Source organism: Granulicatella sp. 572.rep1_STHE (genome assembly GCF_001073445.1).
GTDB classification, from domain to species: domain Bacteria; phylum Bacillota; class Bacilli; order Lactobacillales; family Aerococcaceae; genus Granulicatella; species Granulicatella adiacens.
Map to the genome: position 1 here is coordinate 16,778 of NZ_JVBO01000031.1, position 19,947 is coordinate 36,724.

General features: G+C 39.3%; 20 protein-coding genes. 8 read left to right on the forward strand and 12 right to left on the reverse strand.

The window, feature by feature from the left end; translation table 11 throughout:
* Positions 1–76: 76 nt before the first annotated feature.
* Positions 77–1,042: an Abi family protein gene (locus ADH99_RS07350; RefSeq protein WP_049554767.1), complete on the forward strand. Its 966-nt coding sequence runs from the start codon at positions 77–79 to the stop codon at positions 1,040–1,042.
* Positions 1,043–1,195: 153 nt separating this feature from the next.
* On the opposite strand, the gene ADH99_RS07355 is transcribed toward ADH99_RS07350, so the two are convergent.
* The 7 genes from ADH99_RS07355 to ADH99_RS07385 form a co-directional block, all read right to left on the reverse strand.
* A complete protein-coding gene (locus ADH99_RS07355) occupies positions 1,196–1,387 on the reverse strand; it encodes a hypothetical protein (protein ID WP_005608016.1) in 192 nt (63 codons plus the stop codon).
* Between the two features lie 12 nt (positions 1,388–1,399).
* On the reverse strand, positions 1,400–2,386 hold the full coding sequence (locus ADH99_RS07360; RefSeq protein ID WP_244266362.1) for a YeiH family protein: 987 nt from the start codon (positions 2,384–2,386) through the stop codon (positions 1,400–1,402).
* 182 nt (positions 2,387–2,568) lie between these two features.
* A complete protein-coding gene (gene rpiA / locus ADH99_RS07365; RefSeq protein ID WP_005608021.1) occupies positions 2,569–3,237 on the reverse strand; it encodes a ribose-5-phosphate isomerase RpiA in 669 nt (222 codons plus the stop codon).
* 78 nt (positions 3,238–3,315) lie between these two features.
* Complete coding sequence (gene uvrA, locus ADH99_RS07370) at positions 3,316–6,159, reverse strand: excinuclease ABC subunit UvrA (protein WP_049554768.1); 2,844 nt, start codon at positions 6,157–6,159, stop codon at positions 3,316–3,318.
* 63 nt (positions 6,160–6,222) lie between these two features.
* Positions 6,223–6,987, reverse strand: coding sequence for an exodeoxyribonuclease III (locus tag ADH99_RS07375; protein WP_049554769.1), 765 nt, complete (start codon positions 6,985–6,987; stop codon positions 6,223–6,225).
* 105 nt (positions 6,988–7,092) lie between these two features.
* A complete protein-coding gene (locus tag ADH99_RS07380; RefSeq protein WP_082160237.1) occupies positions 7,093–8,298 on the reverse strand; it encodes a sensor histidine kinase in 1,206 nt (401 codons plus the stop codon).
* A complete protein-coding gene (locus ADH99_RS07385; RefSeq protein WP_039849301.1) occupies positions 8,285–8,977 on the reverse strand; it encodes a response regulator transcription factor in 693 nt (230 codons plus the stop codon). The genes ADH99_RS07380 and ADH99_RS07385 overlap by 14 nt, the downstream gene beginning before the upstream one ends.
* A 190-nt stretch (positions 8,978–9,167) precedes the next feature.
* On the opposite strand from ADH99_RS07385, the gene ADH99_RS07390 reads away from it, so the two are divergent.
* The 5 genes from ADH99_RS07390 (at position 9,168) to purR (ending at position 14,379) form a co-directional block, all read left to right on the forward strand.
* Positions 9,168–9,992, forward strand: a complete 825-nt coding sequence (locus tag ADH99_RS07390) for a lipoate--protein ligase family protein (RefSeq protein WP_049554770.1) — start codon at positions 9,168–9,170, stop codon at positions 9,990–9,992.
* A 127-nt stretch (positions 9,993–10,119) separates the two neighbouring features.
* A complete protein-coding gene (locus ADH99_RS07395) occupies positions 10,120–11,472 on the forward strand; it encodes an HD domain-containing protein (protein ID WP_049554771.1) in 1,353 nt (450 codons plus the stop codon).
* 402 nt (positions 11,473–11,874) lie between these two features.
* Entirely contained in the window at positions 11,875–12,696 is an 822-nt protein-coding gene (gene yidA, locus ADH99_RS07400; protein WP_049554772.1) for a sugar-phosphatase, read from the forward strand.
* Between the two features lie 2 nt (positions 12,697–12,698).
* Complete coding sequence (locus ADH99_RS07405; RefSeq protein ID WP_049554773.1) at positions 12,699–13,043, forward strand: ASCH domain-containing protein; 345 nt, start codon at positions 12,699–12,701, stop codon at positions 13,041–13,043.
* 508 nt (positions 13,044–13,551) lie between these two features.
* A complete protein-coding gene (purR, locus tag ADH99_RS07410) occupies positions 13,552–14,379 on the forward strand; it encodes a pur operon repressor (protein WP_039849302.1) in 828 nt (275 codons plus the stop codon).
* Between the two features lie 81 nt (positions 14,380–14,460).
* Here the strand turns inward: purR and ADH99_RS07415 are convergent, their stop codons facing one another.
* The 5 genes from ADH99_RS07415 to ADH99_RS07435 form a co-directional block, all read right to left on the reverse strand.
* A complete protein-coding gene (locus tag ADH99_RS07415) occupies positions 14,461–15,399 on the reverse strand; it encodes an AEC family transporter (protein ID WP_244266363.1) in 939 nt (312 codons plus the stop codon).
* Between the two features lie 27 nt (positions 15,400–15,426).
* Positions 15,427–16,017: a TetR/AcrR family transcriptional regulator gene (locus ADH99_RS07420; RefSeq protein ID WP_049554775.1), complete on the reverse strand. Its 591-nt coding sequence runs from the start codon at positions 16,015–16,017 to the stop codon at positions 15,427–15,429.
* Positions 15,999–16,715, reverse strand: coding sequence for an MBL fold metallo-hydrolase (locus ADH99_RS07425; protein WP_049554776.1), 717 nt, complete (start codon positions 16,713–16,715; stop codon positions 15,999–16,001). Before ADH99_RS07425 ends, ADH99_RS07420 begins: the two co-directional genes overlap by 19 nt.
* A gap of 112 nt (positions 16,716–16,827) precedes the next feature.
* Positions 16,828–17,637: a metal ABC transporter permease gene (locus tag ADH99_RS07430; RefSeq protein WP_049554777.1), complete on the reverse strand. Its 810-nt coding sequence runs from the start codon at positions 17,635–17,637 to the stop codon at positions 16,828–16,830.
* Positions 17,586–18,290, reverse strand: a complete 705-nt coding sequence (locus tag ADH99_RS07435; protein ID WP_039849304.1) for a metal ABC transporter ATP-binding protein — start codon at positions 18,288–18,290, stop codon at positions 17,586–17,588. The genes ADH99_RS07430 and ADH99_RS07435 overlap by 52 nt, the downstream gene beginning before the upstream one ends.
* Positions 18,291–18,452: 162 nt before the next feature.
* Between ADH99_RS07435 and ADH99_RS07440 the strand changes: the two genes are divergently transcribed.
* Together ADH99_RS07440 and ADH99_RS07445 are read left to right on the forward strand one after the other, a co-directional pair.
* The gene (locus tag ADH99_RS07440) at positions 18,453–18,809 is read left to right on the forward strand and encodes a DUF1304 domain-containing protein (RefSeq protein WP_049554778.1); all 357 of its coding nucleotides are present in this window, start codon (positions 18,453–18,455) and stop codon (positions 18,807–18,809) included.
* Positions 18,810–18,927: 118 nt separating this feature from the next.
* Positions 18,928–19,947, forward strand: a complete 1,020-nt coding sequence (locus tag ADH99_RS07445) for an SPFH domain-containing protein (protein ID WP_049554779.1) — start codon at positions 18,928–18,930, stop codon at positions 19,945–19,947.

The window sequence follows — 19,947 nt, forward strand, 5'->3', positions numbered from 1 at the left end:
AAAATTATAGTTCCTCTCTATTTTGTTTGTGATATAATTATTAAAGGTTAGGATTAATTTTAAAGGTGGGATTAAATTGAAAGGAAAATCAACCGCAGCTTTAATGAAGCATATTCGAGATGCTCATAAAATAAATATCAGTGGCACAAAGCATAAAAACAAACTGCTTCAAATGGGATATTATCACGGGTATAAAGGCTATAGATTCCATAAAGAAAAGAATCATCTCTTCAACTTTACAGATTTCGATGAGATTATCGCGATATACGATTTTGATACTGAACTAAAAAAATTATTATTGTCTCCTGTCTTATCGTTGGAATCATCCGTAAAAAATCTCATTTTAGATTGTCTCGTTACGAATTCAAAGGCAACTTTCGAAGATGTTTTTTCAAATCAATTAACAGACTATCGCCGGTACACTGGCCCAAAACAAGCAAAGATGCTAAAGGAAAAATTAAAACTGCAAAAAGATATTCATACTAGCATTCATATGAATTATCAAAGGAATAATATGGTTACCAGTAAAATCGATTCTGGAAGCCCTCTACCGATTTGGGTTATTTTTGAAATAATCTCTCTTGGTAAACTTGGGGATTTTATTCACCATATGAGCGTTCAAAGTAGAATTGAAATACTCCGGAAATTAAATATTTATTCTAGTAATGATACTGTTGGATCCGAAATAACCCAACACTTATTGATACTAAATGAATTTAGAAACGGTATGGCTCACAACCATATTATTTTTGACACTAGATTTAAAAATAGAAATATAAAAGATGCAATAAAAACAAATATTGAAGTATTAGTGGGCACCTCCAACATTCAATTTGAATCCATTGTTGACTATTTAACACTCGTTATTCTATATTTAAAAGGGTTAAAGTACTCTAAAACTGAATTAAAAAATATCACTATTCAATTTCGTAAAATTGTTGTTCGCCTTTCTGAAAGAATCCCTACAAGTGAATTTCATAAGATTCTAGGTAATGATATTTTTTCCAAAATTTCAGACCTCCAGCGCTTTATTTCTACTTGACAGCTATTAGTTTTATCAGTAAAATTGATGTATTGATAGCGGTATATGTTGTAACAGACTATACTTGCACTCTCGAGAAAATATCGAGAGTGTTTTTTTATTTATTGAATGATAAAACCAGCTTAGACATTCTGCCTAAGCTGGTTTCATTTTTTACGGGAAAAATAAGAAATGGATAATGCGCAGTACGTAGAAGAAAATCCCCACAATCAGTAACAAGACCATCGCGACATGCACATAAGGTCCTACTGGTGTGTTCACGAAGGCTTGTAGCGCTGGGAGTTTCGAATATAAAACAAAGTACAAGGCGCTAATCCAGAACCCGAGTCCTAATAATCTTTTCATGAGATGTCCTTTCTATAAAACGAAGTACTGCATGATTAAGCTAGAAACAGCCACCATAAACCAAGTTGCTAAACCTGTTAAGATTGGTTTTGCCCCTGCTTCTTTGAATTGTTTGAAAGAAACTTGCATTCCGATACCTACTAATGCCATCGCCATCAACCATTTAGATGCTAATTTTGCATACGGTACAAGGAAATTTGGGAATAAGCCCACACTTGTAATAATCGAAGCGACCATGAACCAAATGATAAACATTGGCACGATTTTTTTCCATTGAACGCTTTGTCCTTCTTGTTTCATACGGCGTGCTTCGACTAAAGATAACACAATACACGCTGGAACAATCATCAATGCACGAGTCAGTTTTACGATTGTCGCGATTTCTAGGGCTTCCGCACTGTAACTTGCGCCGGCTGCGACCACGCTGGATGTATCGTTAATCGCTGTTCCTGCCCAAAGCCCGAACTGCGATGCGTCCATGCCCATCATATGTCCTAAGAATGGGAATAAGAATACCGCCATTACATTGAAAAGGAAGATGGTTGAAATCGACAACGCTACTTCATCGTCTTCGGCTTTAATGATTGGTGAAGCTGCAGCGATCGCCGAGCCCCCGCAAATGGCAGTTCCGAATCCAACAAGAATCTTCAATGGACGAGAAAGTTTGAAGAAGTTCCCTACAAATAGCGCTGTTAAAAATGCAATCGAAATCGTCACAATCGTCACTGGGAACGATGACGCACCTGTTTGGCTCACTTGCGCAAACGACATTGTAAATCCAAGCGCAATAATCGAATAATGTAATAATTTTTTCGCTGAATAGTTAATTCCCGGTCTAAAATCACTTGGGATTTTCCAAAATTGGTTTAAGACCATTCCTAAAATAATGGCAAATACCGCACTTCCAATCACGGGGAATAAATCTCCGAGTATGACTGCGACAACTGCTACGGCAAACGTACAAAGTAGCCCTTTTCTTTTTTCCATGAATGATGACATTTCATCAGATCCTTTCAGTACTAAATCTTTACTAGTATAGCACAAAATGCCTTGTTTTTCTTACGCAAATTGAAAAAATGCCTCATCATTATAAAATTAACCGTGTGCAATTCGACACGGTTTACTATAACAAAAACCCGCTTAGAATCACGCATCATCGCTGACTCTAAGCGGGTTATTTTTTAGAATTGTTTTACGACAACCCCATCAGGAGTTCCAACAAGCACGATATCGGTCATGTTTGTAAAGAGGCCTTGCTCTACCACACCTGTCATACCTTTGATTTTTTCTCCGAAAGCGATTGGGTCTTTAATTGGATACACATCCAAGTCGATAATGTAGTTTTTGCTATCAGTTAAGTAGCGTTCTCCGTCACGTTCGCGGAACGTTGGTTTGTATCCTAGCGCTTCAAAACGTTTGAATAATTGAAGCGAACCATAAGGCACTACTTCCACTGGTAATGGGAAACGACCTAAATAGTCGACCATTTTTGATTCGTCTACAATCCAGATTACGCTCTTTGATTGCTCGGCAACGATTTTTTCGAATAATAACGCACCGCCACCGCCTTTGATTCCTGAAAAATCAGGAGCGATTTCGTCTGCGCCATCGATTGTGACGTCGATATAATCTACTTCATCCACGCTCTTCAATGGAATTCCAAGTGCTTCTGCTTGTTTCTTCGTTGCTAGGGAAGTTGTTACTCCAACAATTTCAAGTCCTTCTTCTTTTACTCGTCGACCGATTTCTTCCACAAAATAGTAGGCAGTCGAACCAGTTCCTAAACCAACCGTCATTCCACTTTCTACATATTCTGCGGCTTTCTTGCCGACTAATTCTTTCATGTTCATTCAAGTTTCCCCCTGAGAAATTATCTATGTTGAGTATAGCATAACAACCTTCTTCAAACTATCTCTTCTAGCAATTTTCTACTTCTTTTTTTGAGAGGCAGCTGCTTCTAAGGCGCGTTTTAAATAACGACCCGTGTGACTGTTTTTATCTTTGGCCACTTCTTCTGGCGTCCCTGTCGCAATGACAAGACCTCCACCGCTACCGCCTTCTGGTCCCATATCAATGATATAGTCAGCGGTCTTAATCACATCTAAGTTATGTTCGATGACAAGTACAGTATTCCCTGCTTCAACTAAACGATTCAACACTTCAAGTAGACGTGCGATATCGTCCGTATGCAGACCAGTCGTTGGTTCATCAAGCACGTAGAAGGTATTACCGGTTGAGACACGTTGGAGTTCACTAGCTAACTTCATTCGTTGCGCTTCTCCCCCAGAGAGCGTTGTGGCTGATTGTCCAAGGGTTACGTATCCGAGTCCGACATCCTTAATCGTCTGTAATTTACGTTTGATTTTCGGTACGGCTTGGAAGAATTCCACCGCTTCATCAACGGTCAATTGAAGAACATCCGCAATACTCTTTCCTTTGTATTTCACTTCGAGCGTTTCAGAGTTATAACGCGTTCCGTGGCAGACTTCACACGGCACATATACGTCTGGCAGGAAGTGCATCTCGATTTTCAGGATACCGTCCCCTTTACAAGACTCGCATCGTCCACCCTTCACATTGAAACTGAAACGACCTTTCTTATATCCGCGGATTTTCGCTTCGTTTGTGGTTGCAAATAAATCACGAATATCATCGAATACACCCGTATACGTAGCCGGGTTGCTTCGTGGGGTTCTTCCGATTGGGCTTTGGTCGATATCGATAATCTTATCCAGGCTCTCAAATCCTGAGATGCTCTTGAACTTCCCTGGTTTTTCCTTCGTACGTGTAATCTCACGCGCTAAGGCTTTCTTCAATACGCTGTTCACAAGTGAGCTCTTTCCAGAACCGGATACCCCTGTGACCGCAACAAAGCGTCCAAGTGGTACATCCACATCGATACCACGTAAGTTGTTTTCCGCAGCGCCTTTTAAGTGGATCCAGCCCTTATCTTCCCTGCGGCGTTCGCTTGGAACTGGAATATATTTTTTCCCAGCTAAATATTGACCGGTGAGTGATTTTGGATTCTTCTCCACTTCTTTTGGAGTGCCTGCAGCGATAATCTCACCACCGAATTCACCCGCACCTGGGCCGATATCAATCAAGTAGTCCGCAGCACGCATGGTATCTTCATCATGTTCTACGACAATCAAGGTATTTCCAAGGTCTCGCATGCTCTTCAAGGACTCAATTAAGCGGTCATTGTCTCTTTGGTGAAGTCCAATCGAAGGTTCATCTAAAATATAGAGGACGCCCGATAGGTTAGAACCGATTTGAGTCGCTAAACGAATTCGTTGCGCTTCTCCCCCAGATAAAGTTCCTGCGGCACGGCTTAAGGTTAAGTATTGCAAACCAACATTGCGTAAGAATTTCAGACGAGAACTTACTTCTTTTAAGATTGGAGCTGCGATTTGCTCATCCGTTTCAGATAAGTTTAAGTCTTTGAAGAAGTCAATCTCATCATCCACAGACAGAGAGAAGACTTCGCTAATATTTTTTCCACCTACTTTGACAGATAAGGCTTGTTCGTTTAAACGGAAGCCATGACAAGTCTTACAAGCGGATTCTGTCATATATTGGCGCATTTGTTCTCTTGTAAAATCACTATTGGTTTCACGATAGCGGCGTTCCACATTCACTGCCACACCTTCAAATGGGATTTCTACATCTCGAACTCCACCAAATTCATTTTCATGATGGAATTGGAAAGTAGCATCTCCGGAACCATACAGAACCATATTGACTTGTGACTGTGTCAATTTTTCAAACGGAATATTCATCGGAATCTTAAATTGCTCACAAAATTGGCTGAGCATCGATGGATAATAGTTGGAGCTAATAGGATTCCACGGAACAAGCGCTCCTTCTTCTAATGTCAAACTCTTATCGGGAACAATTAATTCCAAGTCCACTTCGAGTTTTGATCCAAGGCCATCACATTCCGGACAAGCTCCAAATGGCGCATTAAAGGAGAAAAGACGCGGCTCTAATTCGCCAACTGTAAATCCACAAATCGGACATGAATGGTGTTCGCTAAAGAGATGTTCTTCCCCACCAATCACATCTACAATGGCATACCCCTCCGCTAAACGGAGAGCTGCTTCAATCGAATCGAATAGACGTGAACGACTCTTATCACTCACCACAATACGGTCCACAACGATTTCGATATTATGCTTTTTGTTCTTCTCTAAATTCAGTTCATCAGTGACTTCATGCATCTCGCCATCGACGCGCACACGCACATATCCATCTTTTTGAATTTTTTCAAAGACTTTTTTATGCTCCCCTTTCTTTTGGACCACAACAGGAGCAAGCACTTGAATCTTTGTTTTTTCGGGCATTTCCATCACACGATTGACCATCTGTTCGAGAGATTGGCTTTCAATCGGTGTTCCATCGTTTGGACAGATTGGTTTCCCAACACGTGCATATAATAAACGTAAATAATCATTAATTTCTGTAACAGTACCCACTGTTGAACGTGGGTTTCTAGATGTGGTTTTTTGATCGATCGCAATCGCCGGACTTAAGCCATCGATACTATCTACATCAGGTTTGTCCATTTGCCCTAAAAATTGACGCGCATACGCAGACAGACTTTCCACATAACGGCGTTGTCCTTCAGCGTATAAAGTGTCGAAGGCTAACGAACTTTTTCCTGAACCCGATAATCCTGTAATCACGACAAATTGATCACGAGGAATACTCACATCAATGTTTTTTAAATTATGAGATCGTGCTCCATGCACGACAATATGGTCTTTTGCCATTTGAATACCTCTTTATAATTGATACCTCTATTGTATCAAATTTTTACAACACGAACAAATGTTCTACAATTCAATGTTCATTTCTACTGGACAATGATCGCTTCCGGTGACATCACTTCGGATTTTTACTTCTTGAAGGAGGGCTGTTAGTGGTTGTGAAATCACAAAATAATCAATTCTCCATCCGACATTTCGAGCGCGGGCCCCTCCCATGTAACTCCACCAACTGTAGGCTCCTAGCGTATCCGGATATAAGTAACGGAACGCATCTACTAAGTCATTATTGACGACTTGATCAAATTTTGCACGTTCTTCTTTTGTAAATCCTGCATTCATCGTATTTGTTTTCGGATTTGCCAAGTCGATTTCTTTATGCGCCACATTTAAGTCCCCACAGAAAATTACAGGCTTTGTTTCTTCTAGTTTTTTGATAAAAGCAAGGAAGTCATCTTCCCATACTTGGCGATACTCGAGGCGAGATAAGTCACGTTTCGCATTCGGAGTATACACCGTCACTAAATAGAACTTCTCGTATTCCGCTGTAATCACACGCCCTTCTTGGTCATGCTCTTCTATTCCAATTCCATATTCTACAGATAAAGGTTTTTCTTTCGTAAAAATGGCTGTCCCTGAGTATCCTTTTTTCACTGCTGAATTGAAGAATACCTCATATTCACTAAATTCCATTCCCAACTCTACTTGGTCTTGTTGCGCTTTTGTCTCTTGTAAGCATAAAATATCTGGATTGCTCTCTAACACATATTCTTGCAGCGCTCCTTTATTTAAAACAGAACGAATGCCATTCACATTCCATGTTGCTAGTTTCATCTTGATTCCTCCCTCATAATGTCTCTTGTCATAGTATCAACTCTCTCGCTTTTTTGCGAATAAAAATAACCGAAAAGGAAAGCACGTAGCCGTCCTTCTCGGTATTTATTTGTGATTTGTCATTTCTTTTAAAGGTCCTTGGTTTTCAGTGGGTAGACAGACATAGAAACTCGTTTGTCCGTTTTCCGACTCGGCAAACATGATTCCTCCATGGGAATGTACAATGTTTTCCGCAATCGCTAACCCTAAACCTGTACCACCTGTTTCTTTTGAACGAGAGCCTTCTGCACGATAGAACCTTGTAAAGAGTTGATCCAATACTTCTTTTGAAATCGGGTCGCCTTCATTTCTTACCGCGATGGTAATAACGCCCTCTTTCTTCAACACTTCCATTAAGATGGTTGAATTTTCATGACCGTATTTAATGGCGTTCGATAACAGATTGTTAATCACTCGTACCATTTTCTCAGCATCTAATTCCAGCACCACGTCACGGTTTTCTGAAGACACTTCTATTGCCATGTGACGTTTTTGAGCTTCTAATTCAAAGTCCGCTGCAATTTGCTCAAGAAAATTCACAATCGGAATATCGTTCAGTCGCAGTGGAGCCCCATTCGGTCTACTCGTCGTGTATTCAAACAAATCATCGACAAGCAATTTCATTTGCTCGGCTTTTGAATATGCGATTTCTGCATAACGCTTTGCATCCTCCGTATCAATCTTCGGCTGATTCACAATCAAGCCTAAGTATCCAAGGATGGACGTCAATGGTGTCCGGATATCATGTGAGACGTTTGTAATCAATTCATCTTTTGACTTTTCGATAGCGCGTTCTTCTTCTAGAGCGTTCACCGTCGAATCTACAAGACGATTAATACTATTCACAACTTGTCCCATATCCCCACTTAACTGGAATGGAATTCGTCTATCGTATCGTCCTTCCGCAATCAAATGCAGTTCATCTAAAATATGATTCAATTGCATTTGTTGATATCTTCTCATTAATCTCCAATAGGTAAATGCAATCGCAAAAATAATGGAAGTAATCGTGAAGATATTTTTATAGAGAAGCATTTGATCCGTGCCAATTTGCAACACGTCTCTTGCTGAGAACTGAATCGAAATGATTCCCGGCTCATTCACTAACTGACTAATCATCACTAAGATACCTAGATAGAGTAGAAATACCACACAGAGAGTGACAATCCCCTCTAAAACCAGTTCACTGATTTCTTTACGCGTCAGTGTGAGAATGGTCGGTTCGTTTTTTGCTTTTCCAATTTGAAGAATCTTTTGTTTATTTGTCTTCAATTTTATAGCCTACTCCCCATACTGTTTCGATGACTTTTTCTCCTCCAGTGGCTTCAGCAATTTTATCGCGCAAGTGACTTACGTGTACCATTACTGTTTTTGTAGAAACAATACTTTCTTGTTGCCATACGGTCTCAAAAATTTCATCAGCGCTAAATACTCGGTTTGGATGACTCGCTAATAAGAATAAAATTCCAAATTCTAATACCGTTAATTGAATTTCTTTTCCATCAGAAGTAGTCACTTGATGCGATTCTTTTTTGATTGTTAATGGTCCGATAGTAATTTCTTCGTTTGCTGGACCTTCTTGCGTAATGGTCGAACGGCGAAGTAATGATTTCACACGGGCAATCACTTCTAGTGGGTTGAATGGTTTCGTCACATAATCATCCGCCCCATTGGTTAATCCTTGAATCTTATCGATGTCTGTAGACTTCGCACTTAATAAAAGAATTGGTAATTGCGCATTTTCTTTACGCACTTCATGAACCACTGAGATTCCGTCTAGACGTGGCATCATAATATCCAAAATAATCATATCGATATCTGGATACATTTTTAATTTTTCGAGAGCTTGTTTTCCATCGTATGCTTTTACGATTTCATAGCTTTCATTTTTTAAATAAATGGTTAATAGTTCAACGATTTCGCGATCGTCATCTACTACTAAAATTTTCATGGGCATTCCCTCTTTTCGTTCTTTTTTCAATTTTATCCTATAAAAAAAAACCTATTTATGCTAGTCATTTTTAAGATTCTTGAATTTTACTTAATAATTTCCTAAGAAACGGCTTAAAAACGGCATATCGGACGACCCCATTCTGAACTTTTGTTATAATAAAACACGAAGAACTCTAAAGGAGAAACCTATGACATCATCACCAATTCAACACCAGACCGTTAAACTGGTCGCTACTCAAATCGAAAAAACCACTTCACTAGAACAAATCTTGACTCCTTTTGCTCTAGATGAAACCATTATTCGCCATTTAACGAAAGAGCAAACGGGACCTTTCGTTCATTTTTGGACACTAGAAGATATTATTATTCTTGGAATGACCGATACAAAAGTCCCATTTCTAGAGGAAGGCTTAGATCGACTTCGCTCGCATGGATTTACTCCCATTGTCCGCCAAGCAGGAGGCCTTGCTGTCGTTAGTAACGAAGGGATCTTAAACATTAGCCTTCTTTTCAAAAACGAACAAATGCCTACAATCAATCAAGCGTACGAGTGGATGCAGCAATTAATTCAGCAAAGCTTCCCAGAATCTACCTCGTTAGGTGGAATCAATGCATTTGAAGTCAGTGATTCTTATTGCCCTGGCGATTATGATTTAAGCATTCAAGGAAGAAAAATTGCCGGCATTGCACAACGCAGGTTAAAAGATGTGGTTTGTGTGTCCATTTACTTGAGTGTGTTTGGAGACCAACACTATCGCGGTCAAGTCGTTCGTGATTTTTATGACCATGCAATCCAAGGTCAAGAAACCAAATGGCATTTCCCAACGGTAAACGCCGATAGCATGTGGAATATTGGAGATGCTTTAGGACTCTCCCTCACGATTGAAGAAGTACAAATTCGCGTCTTACAAGCATTAACACAGATGGGTTGCTCTCTTGAAGAGACAAAAATTGACTTCACTCTCACTCCGGAATTCCAGAAAGCACTCGATCGATTTATTCAAAGACAATAACCCTTCAAAAATAGCGTTATAAAGGCTTTTTTCAACAAAACCCTCTTGCATTTCCGCCGAAAATAGCATACACTGGAAGTGCTTATGATAACATTTCACAATCTAAACGAAAGAAGGAGTAAAACGAATGACAGAAGCATTCAAACGTGAAAAAGTATTTCGTGACCCTGTTCACGATTATATCCATGTGCAACATCCAATTATTCTGGAATTGATTAACAGCCGTGAATTACAACGACTCCGCAGAATTAAACAAACGGGCGCCTCTATGTACACTTTCCATACTGCAGAACATTCTAGATTCTCGCATTCTCTTGGAGTGTATGAAATCGCTCGACGCATTTGCGATAATTTCGCCAGAAATTACGCTACTCAAGAAGAAGGAGATGGCCTTTGGGACGATCGTAATCGCCTCGTAGTGCTATGCGCAGCTTTACTGCATGATGTAGGACATGGCCCATACTCTCATACCTTTGAGAAAATTTTCGACACAAACCATGAACAAATCACTATTGATATCATCTTGTCTGAAGGAACCGAAGTGAACCAGATTTTACGTAAAGTCTCTTCTACTTTCCCACAAGAAGTGGCCAGCGTGATTCAAAAAACACATCCAAATCCTCAAGTGGTGCAATTGATTTCAAGCCAAATCGATGCAGACCGTATGGACTACTTGCTTCGTGATGCTTATTTCACAGGGGTAAATTACGGAACCTTTGACCTTACGCGTATCCTCCGTGTAATTCGTCCGTATAAAGGCGGCATTGCATTTACGTATTCAGGAATGCACGCGGTGGAAGATTACATCGTGAGTCGTTATCAAATGTACATGCAAGTATATTTCCACCCCGTTTCACGTGGGATGGAAGTCGTATTAAATCACCTATTAAAACGCGCTTCGGCTTGCTACAACTCAGAATCAAATCCTTTAAAACACTCTGCAACATTCTTAAAACCTTTCTTCGAAGGAACTTGGACATTGGAAGATTACTTACGTCTTGATGACGGTGTATTAAATACGTACTTCTCCCACTGGCTCTTAGAAGAAGATGCGATTTTAAGTGACTTATCCGACCGTTTCATTAATCGTCGTCCATTTAAATCAGTGCCATTTAACCGCATCAATGATGGCGCAAAAATCGATCGAATGAGACAAATCGTGGAAGCCGTTGGGTTTGACCCTGAATATTATACTGCGATTAACAACAGTTTCGATTTACCATATGATTTCTATCGTCCAGATTCTATTAAGCCAAGAACACAAATTGAACTCGTAGAACGCAACGGAAATATGGTCGAGCTTTCTCAAGTCAGCTCGATTGTAGAAGCTATTTCTGGAAAGGTTCGTGGAGATGAACGCCTCTACTTCCCTCGTGAAATGGTGAGTGGCGAAATGCAAAACGGCCTCTTCATGGACGACTATGAAGAATTCCAAACGATCGCTGCACAATTAGACGTGTTTTCAAATCAGATGAAATAACAGGATGTGAGCAATCGCGTCTAGAAATGGAACGTTGAACCGGAACGCCGGAAGGGACTCGGAACGAGTCGTGCGGACGTTTCGGGAAACGCACGCCATTTCTGCGATTGCGAACTCAACTACACAGGATACGAGGGCGAACGATCAGGTTTGAACTCAACTTCACAGGATACGAGGGCTCACAGGATGTGAGCATCATCTACCAATTACTTTTTATAAATAAAAAAACACAATATACCTTATAAGGTATATTGTGTTTTCCCTATTTTACGGAGCACTCCAAAAGATTTCCGTAATGGACAAGAAGCATTGTATTTTTGCTCAGATTCTTATTTTAAAGACGTCTAATTATCCAGCTCAAAACATTACTTAACGCTATTTAACAATTTTCAAGGAGGCACTATGTCTATCAAATTAATCGCCATCGATATCGACGGCACACTGCTCAATTCAAAACGTGAAATTACACCTCGAGTAAAGGCTGCTTTAAACGCTGCAAGCGCACAAGGAGTCTATGTGGTTCTTTGTACAGGACGACCATATCCTGGTGTAGAAGGTCTTCTTCAAGAACTCGACCTCGTCAACGACCACGATTATGTCGTAACTTACAACGGAACTCTTGTCCAACAAACAGGTTCGAAAAAAGCACTCGTTCGCTTCTCAATGATACATGACGACTTAGAACGCGTGAACGATTATGCTACAAAATACAATGTGCACTACCACGCTATTGACGAAGAAGCGATTTTCGTTCCAACAGAAACCGTTGGGAAATACTCTAAACATGAGAGTGAACTTGTTGGAATGCCTATCGTGCACCAATTATACAAAGACATTCCAACCGATAAAGAATTCGTCAAAATCATGTTCGTGGATGAGCCTGAAGTGTTAGAAGAATTAATTCCAAATCTTTCTGACGACTTCAAGAGCAGTTACAACATTTTCCGTAGTGCCAGCTTTTACCTCGAAGTCATTCACCCTGAAGCCAGCAAAGGAAAAGCCGTGCATCATCTAGCTGAGAAACTAGGGCTTACACGAGACGAAGTGATGTGCCTTGGAGACCACGAAAACGACCGTGACATGATTGAATATGCTGGCCTTGGTGTTGCAATGGGAAATGCGATTGATTCCATTAAAGAAATTGCAAACTTCGTAACAACAACAAACGACGAAGACGGCGTTGCTGTTGCCGTTGAAAAATTCGTATTAAACAAGGAGAACTAGTCATGTTACATGAGATGACTCTCTTTCCAAAACCGTATGCTTCTATCGCTTCTGGCCAAAAAACCATTGAGCTTCGCCTCTACGATGAAAAACGCCAATCGATTCAAATTGGTGATCAGATTCGATTTACCAATTCTGAAGATGCTTCTAAGTCTACACTCTGTGAAGTGGTTCAGTTGCATGTTTTTAAAAGCTTTACAGAACTCTACGAGAACCTACCGCTATTAAAATGTGGTTATACTCCAGAAGACGTGGACAATGCACATCCCGATGACATGTTGATATACTATTCCAAGGAAAAACAAGCACAATACGGAGTTGTCGGCATCGAACTCAAACGAATTTAAACTGTCGAGAGTGGTTGGATAAAAAACTTTCTTTTGTATTGAAGTTTTACTGAAAATTCGAAGTGTTTATAAAATAGGCTGAACCATATGCATGCTTTACTAAGATTGAGATTACTGAGAATCCACGGATTCTAAAATAGCAGTAACGTGAATTCGCATTAAAACAAAAATAAGGGGCGTAGGATTTTTAATCCTTACGCCCCATTTTTTGTTTTAAAGGTGAGAGACCTTAGGCTCGAACCGGTGCAACGTTACCGCTATTATGAAGATATCCGTGAGGATTCGAAGTAATCGATTTCCCTTTGAGAAACTTTTCATAACTTTGTTCAGCCTTATTTTTATAACACTTCTCACGCTGAAAAGATATTCTTTATAAAAATAGAACGTTCGTTTTATAAAGAGGTGTTTTTGGTGCTTTTTCCCGAATGATACAGGTTTTCGAAATTGTAATTTTCGTCATTTTATGTATAATATAGAAGTAGTTCATTCAAAGAGGGAGGACGATACAATGAAATTGAAAAGAAGTGAACGTCTTATTGATATGACACAACGTCTATTAGATAATCCACATACGTTAATTTCATTAACTACATTTACAACTTTGTACCAGTCCGCAAAATCTTCTATTAGTGAAGATATTGCTATCATTAAGAAGACTTTTGAAAAACAAGGTGTTGGGATTATTCGTACAGTCCCTGGTGCTGCTGGCGGAGTGATTTTTGTACCAAAAATCAAACGTGAACAAGCATTGGCTGCTGCGGAGAAATTAAAAGAACAAATGAACGATGCAAGTCGCTTATTGCCAGGTGGATATATTTATCTTTCTGATTTACTTGCAAAACCAAATGTATTACATGATTTAGGAAAAATGATTGCATCTGCTTACGAAGATAAGAAGATTGATGCCGTTATGACCGTTGCAACAAAGGGTGTTCCTATTGCACAAACGGTAGCTAATTATTTAAACGTTCCTTTCGTGATTGTTCGTCGTGATTCAAAAATTACAGAAGGTTCGACTGTAAGTATTAACTACGTTTCCGGTTCTTCTTCTCGTGTTGAGAAAATGGAATTATCTAAACGTACACTTCCTAGTGGATCTAATGTATTAATCGTTGACGATTTCTTAAAAGCTGGTGGTACGATTAACGGAATGCGTAGCTTAATTCAAGAGTTCGATTCAACCACTGCAGGAGCGGTTGTGTTCTGTGAATCTGGAGTGTCTAATCACAATGTGTCTGATTATTCTTCTATCATTAAAATTACAGAAATTGATACCGAATCTCAAAAGATCAAAGCTGTTTTAGGTAACTTCTTTGATAAGCATGAATTTTTATAAGATAAAATGAAATAAAGCGAAGAGCCAAATTGGTTCTTCGCTTTTTTGTGTACTCTGCAATTACCATATATGGTAATTGCGTTAAATTAGAAATAAGAATAACGACCACAATGGCAATGCTGCTAAGTAAGCAATGGTGGTCATCGTCACCACATTCGTCGCAAAATCGACATCTCCTTTAGCTTCTGCCGCTAAAATTGGCATAATCACGAGCGTTGGAATAGTCGACTGAATAATAAAGGTTTCTTTTAATAAGGGATTATCCGCTCCTCCAACAAGTAACACCAATACCATTATGATTGGAAAAATAACAAAGCGCCCTGCTAGCGCAAGTACGGTATCGCGGTCGATGCGCAATGTTCCAAGACCACTTTGCTGAAGGTTGATCCCGATATACATAAGGGACAATGGCGTTACTAAACTTCCTACTATACTAATGGAATTTTGTGCAAATGATGGAATTGGAATTCCAAACGCCACAACTCCTAATGCCACCAAGAACGCAATAAGCGGGGGCGAACAGAGGCTCTTCCACTCGATTCCTTTATTTTTAGTTCCATCAGGACGGTCAATTGCTACGACATAAGTTCCCACAGTAAAAATCGACAATGTATTAATGACGTAGTAAACCAAAAAGTACGGCATCGCTTCTTCTCCAAAAAGAGAAAGATTGAGCGGCAGCCCCATAAAAACTGTGTTCGCATTCACGAATGTATTGAGCATCACTCCGCGTCTTCCAACTGGAACTTTGAACAAAACAACAGTGCCCCATGCCACGATGTATCCTAGAATCACCGTAATCAACGGATAAAGGCTTGCTCCAAAGAAGCTCACGAGTTGTTCTTTTGTAATAAATTTTAATACGGAAACAAAGATGGACGCTGGCAAAGCAATCTTCAAAATCAAATCCGCAATGCTCTTACTGAATCCTTCCTTAAACCATCCCTTGACCTGCAAGAGATAGCCGAGCGCGATGACCGCAAGTATCGTCACCATACTCGATAACGCCTGTATAATCACATGCTTGTCCTCCAAAAATAGTTATTTTTACAGATTCTTTCGATCCAACAATGTGAAGGTTAAGTAATCTGTAACAATTGTCTGCAATCTTTCGTTATATCCACAATTCCCAGAAGCGTAGTTAATCACCATTCCTTGCAAAAACAAATAGGTACCACGGACGATATTGAATAATTTCTCTTCACTGATTGATTGATGTAATACTGCTTGAATTAACGATTTTAGTATGTTGAAACTCTTCATTCTTAACTGATTAATTGGTTTTGTGACTTCGGGTAAATCAACTTCTTCCCCTTCAACAATGAATAAAAGCTGGTTAGAGCTCGCATATTGGAATCCAAACTGAATAAAATGATGGCAAACTCCTAATAATCTATCTTCTACACTCTCGTTCGATTGATAGATTTCTAATGACGTTTGATATAACTTTTCTAGTGGGGCACTGGCAACTTCAAACAGAATTTCATCCTTATTTTTGAAATAAAGATAAATAGTTGTATGAGAACATCCTGCACGTTTGGCAATTTCTCGAATCCCAACCTCTTGAAAAGACTTTTCTGCAAAAAGACTACTTGCCGCTTCTAAAATTCTATCTCTTGTTAACTGTTCTGAAACCATTCACTTTTCTCCATTTCTTGCAATGCATTCTTCACTTCTCCACCATGAGCAACAGAAAGTATAGCTTGGCTATATTCTTTCAATACTGTGTGAGCTGTTTCTAAAGCTTTCGGCATATCTGCTGTATATTCTTTCATTGGTGCGCTCAACACTCCCGCCCTGTTCGTCGTCAGAAGATCTCCTCCAATTAGTAGATTATCCTCTGCATGATAATAACAGGTATGTCCCGGTGAGTGCCCTGGTGAATAAATTGCTTTGAGCCCGGCTTGTTCTAACAACTCATTTGATTCGGGAGTTCCTAATTCAATAAAATCCTGCTTTTTAAAAGTGATAGGCTCTAACTTCTCTCGACCAGGATATGGTTTTTCTCCTGAGACAAAAGGAATTTCTCTGCTGTCGATTACAATTGGAAGATTTGGTAATAGTGTTTTTAATCTTGGAATTCCTCCAATATGGTCAGAATGTCCATGTGTTAAAAATACTCCAGAAACTCTTTTCTTATCATAAAAATTACGAACAACATACTCTGCCATTCGTGGTAATAATTTAGCTAAGCCACTATCAATCAAGAAGTATTGGTTATCCTTTTCAACAACCCAAATACTAACAATGAATATCCCAATATCAAACTCGAATTTTTCAATATGTGGACTAATTCTTTTTCTCTTGGAAATTAAACGATATATCAATTGATTCATTTCAACACCTCAACTGTCAATACTAACCACTGGTTACCACGTAATATAAACTCTTTTTTCACTCAAGTCAAGAAATAAAAAAAGCCTACCAAATAAATGGTAAGCTTTGTTATTATGCTTTTTTACGTAAGGCACTCATAATAAATGAGATCAATAAGATTACAAGGAATACACATGTAATCGCAGCTCCTGGAGGGGCTTCGTAAATATAAGAAGCTGATAGACCTGCAAAAAATCCAATCAGACTAATGATAATCCCGCCAATAATCACTCCATTAAACTTACTGCTCACTCGAAGCGCGATTGACGCTGGCAATACGATAACGGCTGACACTAGAAGGGATCCTGCGATAGGCATCATCACAGCAATCACAACACCTGTAATAATCGTAAAGAGATTCGTCATCAATCGAACGGGCAATCCTGCTGTCATCGCTGTGTCTTCATCAAACGATAGAACATACAGTGGTTTACGGAAAATCGCATATAAACCAACTACAACTACGGCTAGTAAAATCATAATCCACATTTGTTCATTTGTAATTGTCACAATCGAACCAAATAAAAATTGATCCACACTCATCGTTGAACGCCCTTTTTGTAAGTTCATTAAAATAAGGGCAATCGCCATTCCACCAGACATCAAAATCGCAACGGTGATTTCGGAATATCCTCTAAAATACTTTCCAATGGCTTCAATAAAAATGGCAGCAATAATGACTACAATTAGTGTTGTGAAGGTTGGATTCATTCCTAGAAGAAACCCTAGCGCTACCCCAACAAGGGACACGTGCGACAAGGTGTCAGCCATCAGCGACTGTCTTCTAAGAATTAAGAACAATCCAAGAATGGGCGTGATAAAAGCCATCGCTATTCCTGAGATGAATGCTCTTTGCATGAAACCATAGAAAAACATCTCCATGGAGAATCCTCCTTTCGTTGCAGATGGATATGTTTATCCACGTATTGTTCAAGCGCTTCTTCCTCGTGAGTGACCATTAAAATGGCTTTCCCGTGATGAGCACATGCATGATGTAATAGATGATAGAATCGTTCTCTAGAAGCTTTGTCCATACCCGCAGTTGGCTCATCTAAAACAAATAAATCTGGGTCTGTTGCAAAAATTCGCGCTAAACAAATGCGTTGTTTTTGTCCCCCAGATAAATCTCCGATACGCTTATGACGCTCATCCCACATCCCAACGGATTTGAGAGAACGCTCGATATGTTCGTGATCTTCTGCTGTTAATTTTTTAAACCAGCGACCTTGTTGGTATCGCCCTGAAGCCACTAACTCATAAACATTCGAAGGGAAACCTACATTAAAAGAAGAAATCTGTTGCGGAGCATACCCAATCGATAACTTCTCGCCATTACTATTTTTCTTAGCAATCACTGCTTTCCCTGTCTTAGGTGTTAAAAGTCCCAAAATATTTTTAACGAGCGTTGACTTTGCCGCACCATTTTCCCCAGTCAAAATTACAAATTGACCTGGCTCCACTGTAAAGCTAATATCTTCAAGTACTGTCTCTTGTTCATATGAGAAAGAAAGATGTTCTACTGAAATATAACTCATGACTTTCTCCTTTCTAAATCGTAGTGATTCTTTTTTATACAAAGGATAGGATAGCATATTGAGTGCACTCCGTCAATGTTTCGCTCTTCCTAGGCTTATCATTCGCTTCTGTCAAAAAAACGGGTTATACTCTAGTCTGCTTAATAAAAAGGAGGAAGACAAATGTCTATTATGATTACTATTTTAACTGCTTTCGCGGCACTCGAATTCGTGTATATTTTCTACTTGGAAACACTCCAAACGACTTCAGAAGCTACAAGCCGCGTCTTTAATATGAGTGTTGAAACATTGAAGAATGGCAATATTACGACGCTCTTCAAAAATCAAGGCGTCTATAACTTGATGATTGCTGTTGGTCTAATTTTCGGATTAATCATTGGCTCCCGTGAAGTTGTTGGATTTCTACTCTTCAATATCATTGTCGTAGCAGTATATGGTGGACTTACAAGCCAAATTAGCATCATCTGGAAACAAGGCGGACTAGCAATTATAACGTTCCTCTTACTACTTATTTTATAGTTAAAATTCCATCTCTAAGAATTATTGGGAAAATTTACCAATAGTTCTTTTTTTATATTGCTTTTTAGATTTCGTAGTGATATCATTTAGATATCAAATAGACAAAGGAGTCTTTTTTTTGAATGAAAAAATTTTAAAAACAAAGTCTAACGGTTTTGCCGCATTATTTTTCATTGTTCTAATGATAATTGTTGCGATTGCAAGCTTTATTTCTTCCATCGCCTTTTTGAAGATTGAAGCATTATCTGTCGTGGGTGTTCTTCTAAGTATCTTTTTATTTATTGGATCGGTCATTTCATTTGGTGGTCTGAAAGTTGTGAAACCTCAAGAAGCCATTGTTTTGACTCTTTTTGGGGATTACACAGGAACGATTAAAGATCCTGGATTCTATTTTGTAAATCCTTTTAGCGTGGCAGTGAATCCTGCTGCTAAAACAAAACTTGGTCAAAGCGGAGATGTCGATCGTCAAAATACACCAATCGCGGTTGGTAACTCAGGAATTGAAGCCAACTTAGATGCCTTTAAAAAACATATTTCCTTAAAAATCATGACCTTAAATAATTCTCGTCAAAAAATCAATGATTGCCTAGGGAATCCTGTAGAAATCGGAATTGCCGTAACTTGGAAAGTGGTCGATACAGCTAAAGCGGTCTTCAATGTAGATAACTATAAAGAATACTTATCGCTTCAATGTGACAGCGCCCTTCGTAATATCGTACGCATCTATCCATATGATGTCGCTCCAAATGTCGACACTACAGGTGATGGGATTGCCGATGAAGGTAGCTTACGTGGCTCTAGTGAAGTCGTTGCAAAACGTATTCGTGATGAAATTCAAGCACGTGTTGAAAATGCAGGACTTGAAATTATCGAAGCCCGTATTACGTATCTTGCTTATGCTCCAGAAATTGCTGCAGTAATGCTTCAACGTCAACAAGCTTCAGCAATTATTGATGCTAGAAAGATGATCGTAGATGGAGCTGTTGGAATGGTTGAAATGGCGCTAGAACGCTTAAGTGAGGGAGAACTCGTAGAACTTGATGAAGAACGTAAAGCTGCGATGGTCTCTAACTTACTAGTTGTTCTTTGCGGAAATCATGATGCTCAACCAATCGTTAATACAGGAAGCTTATACTAA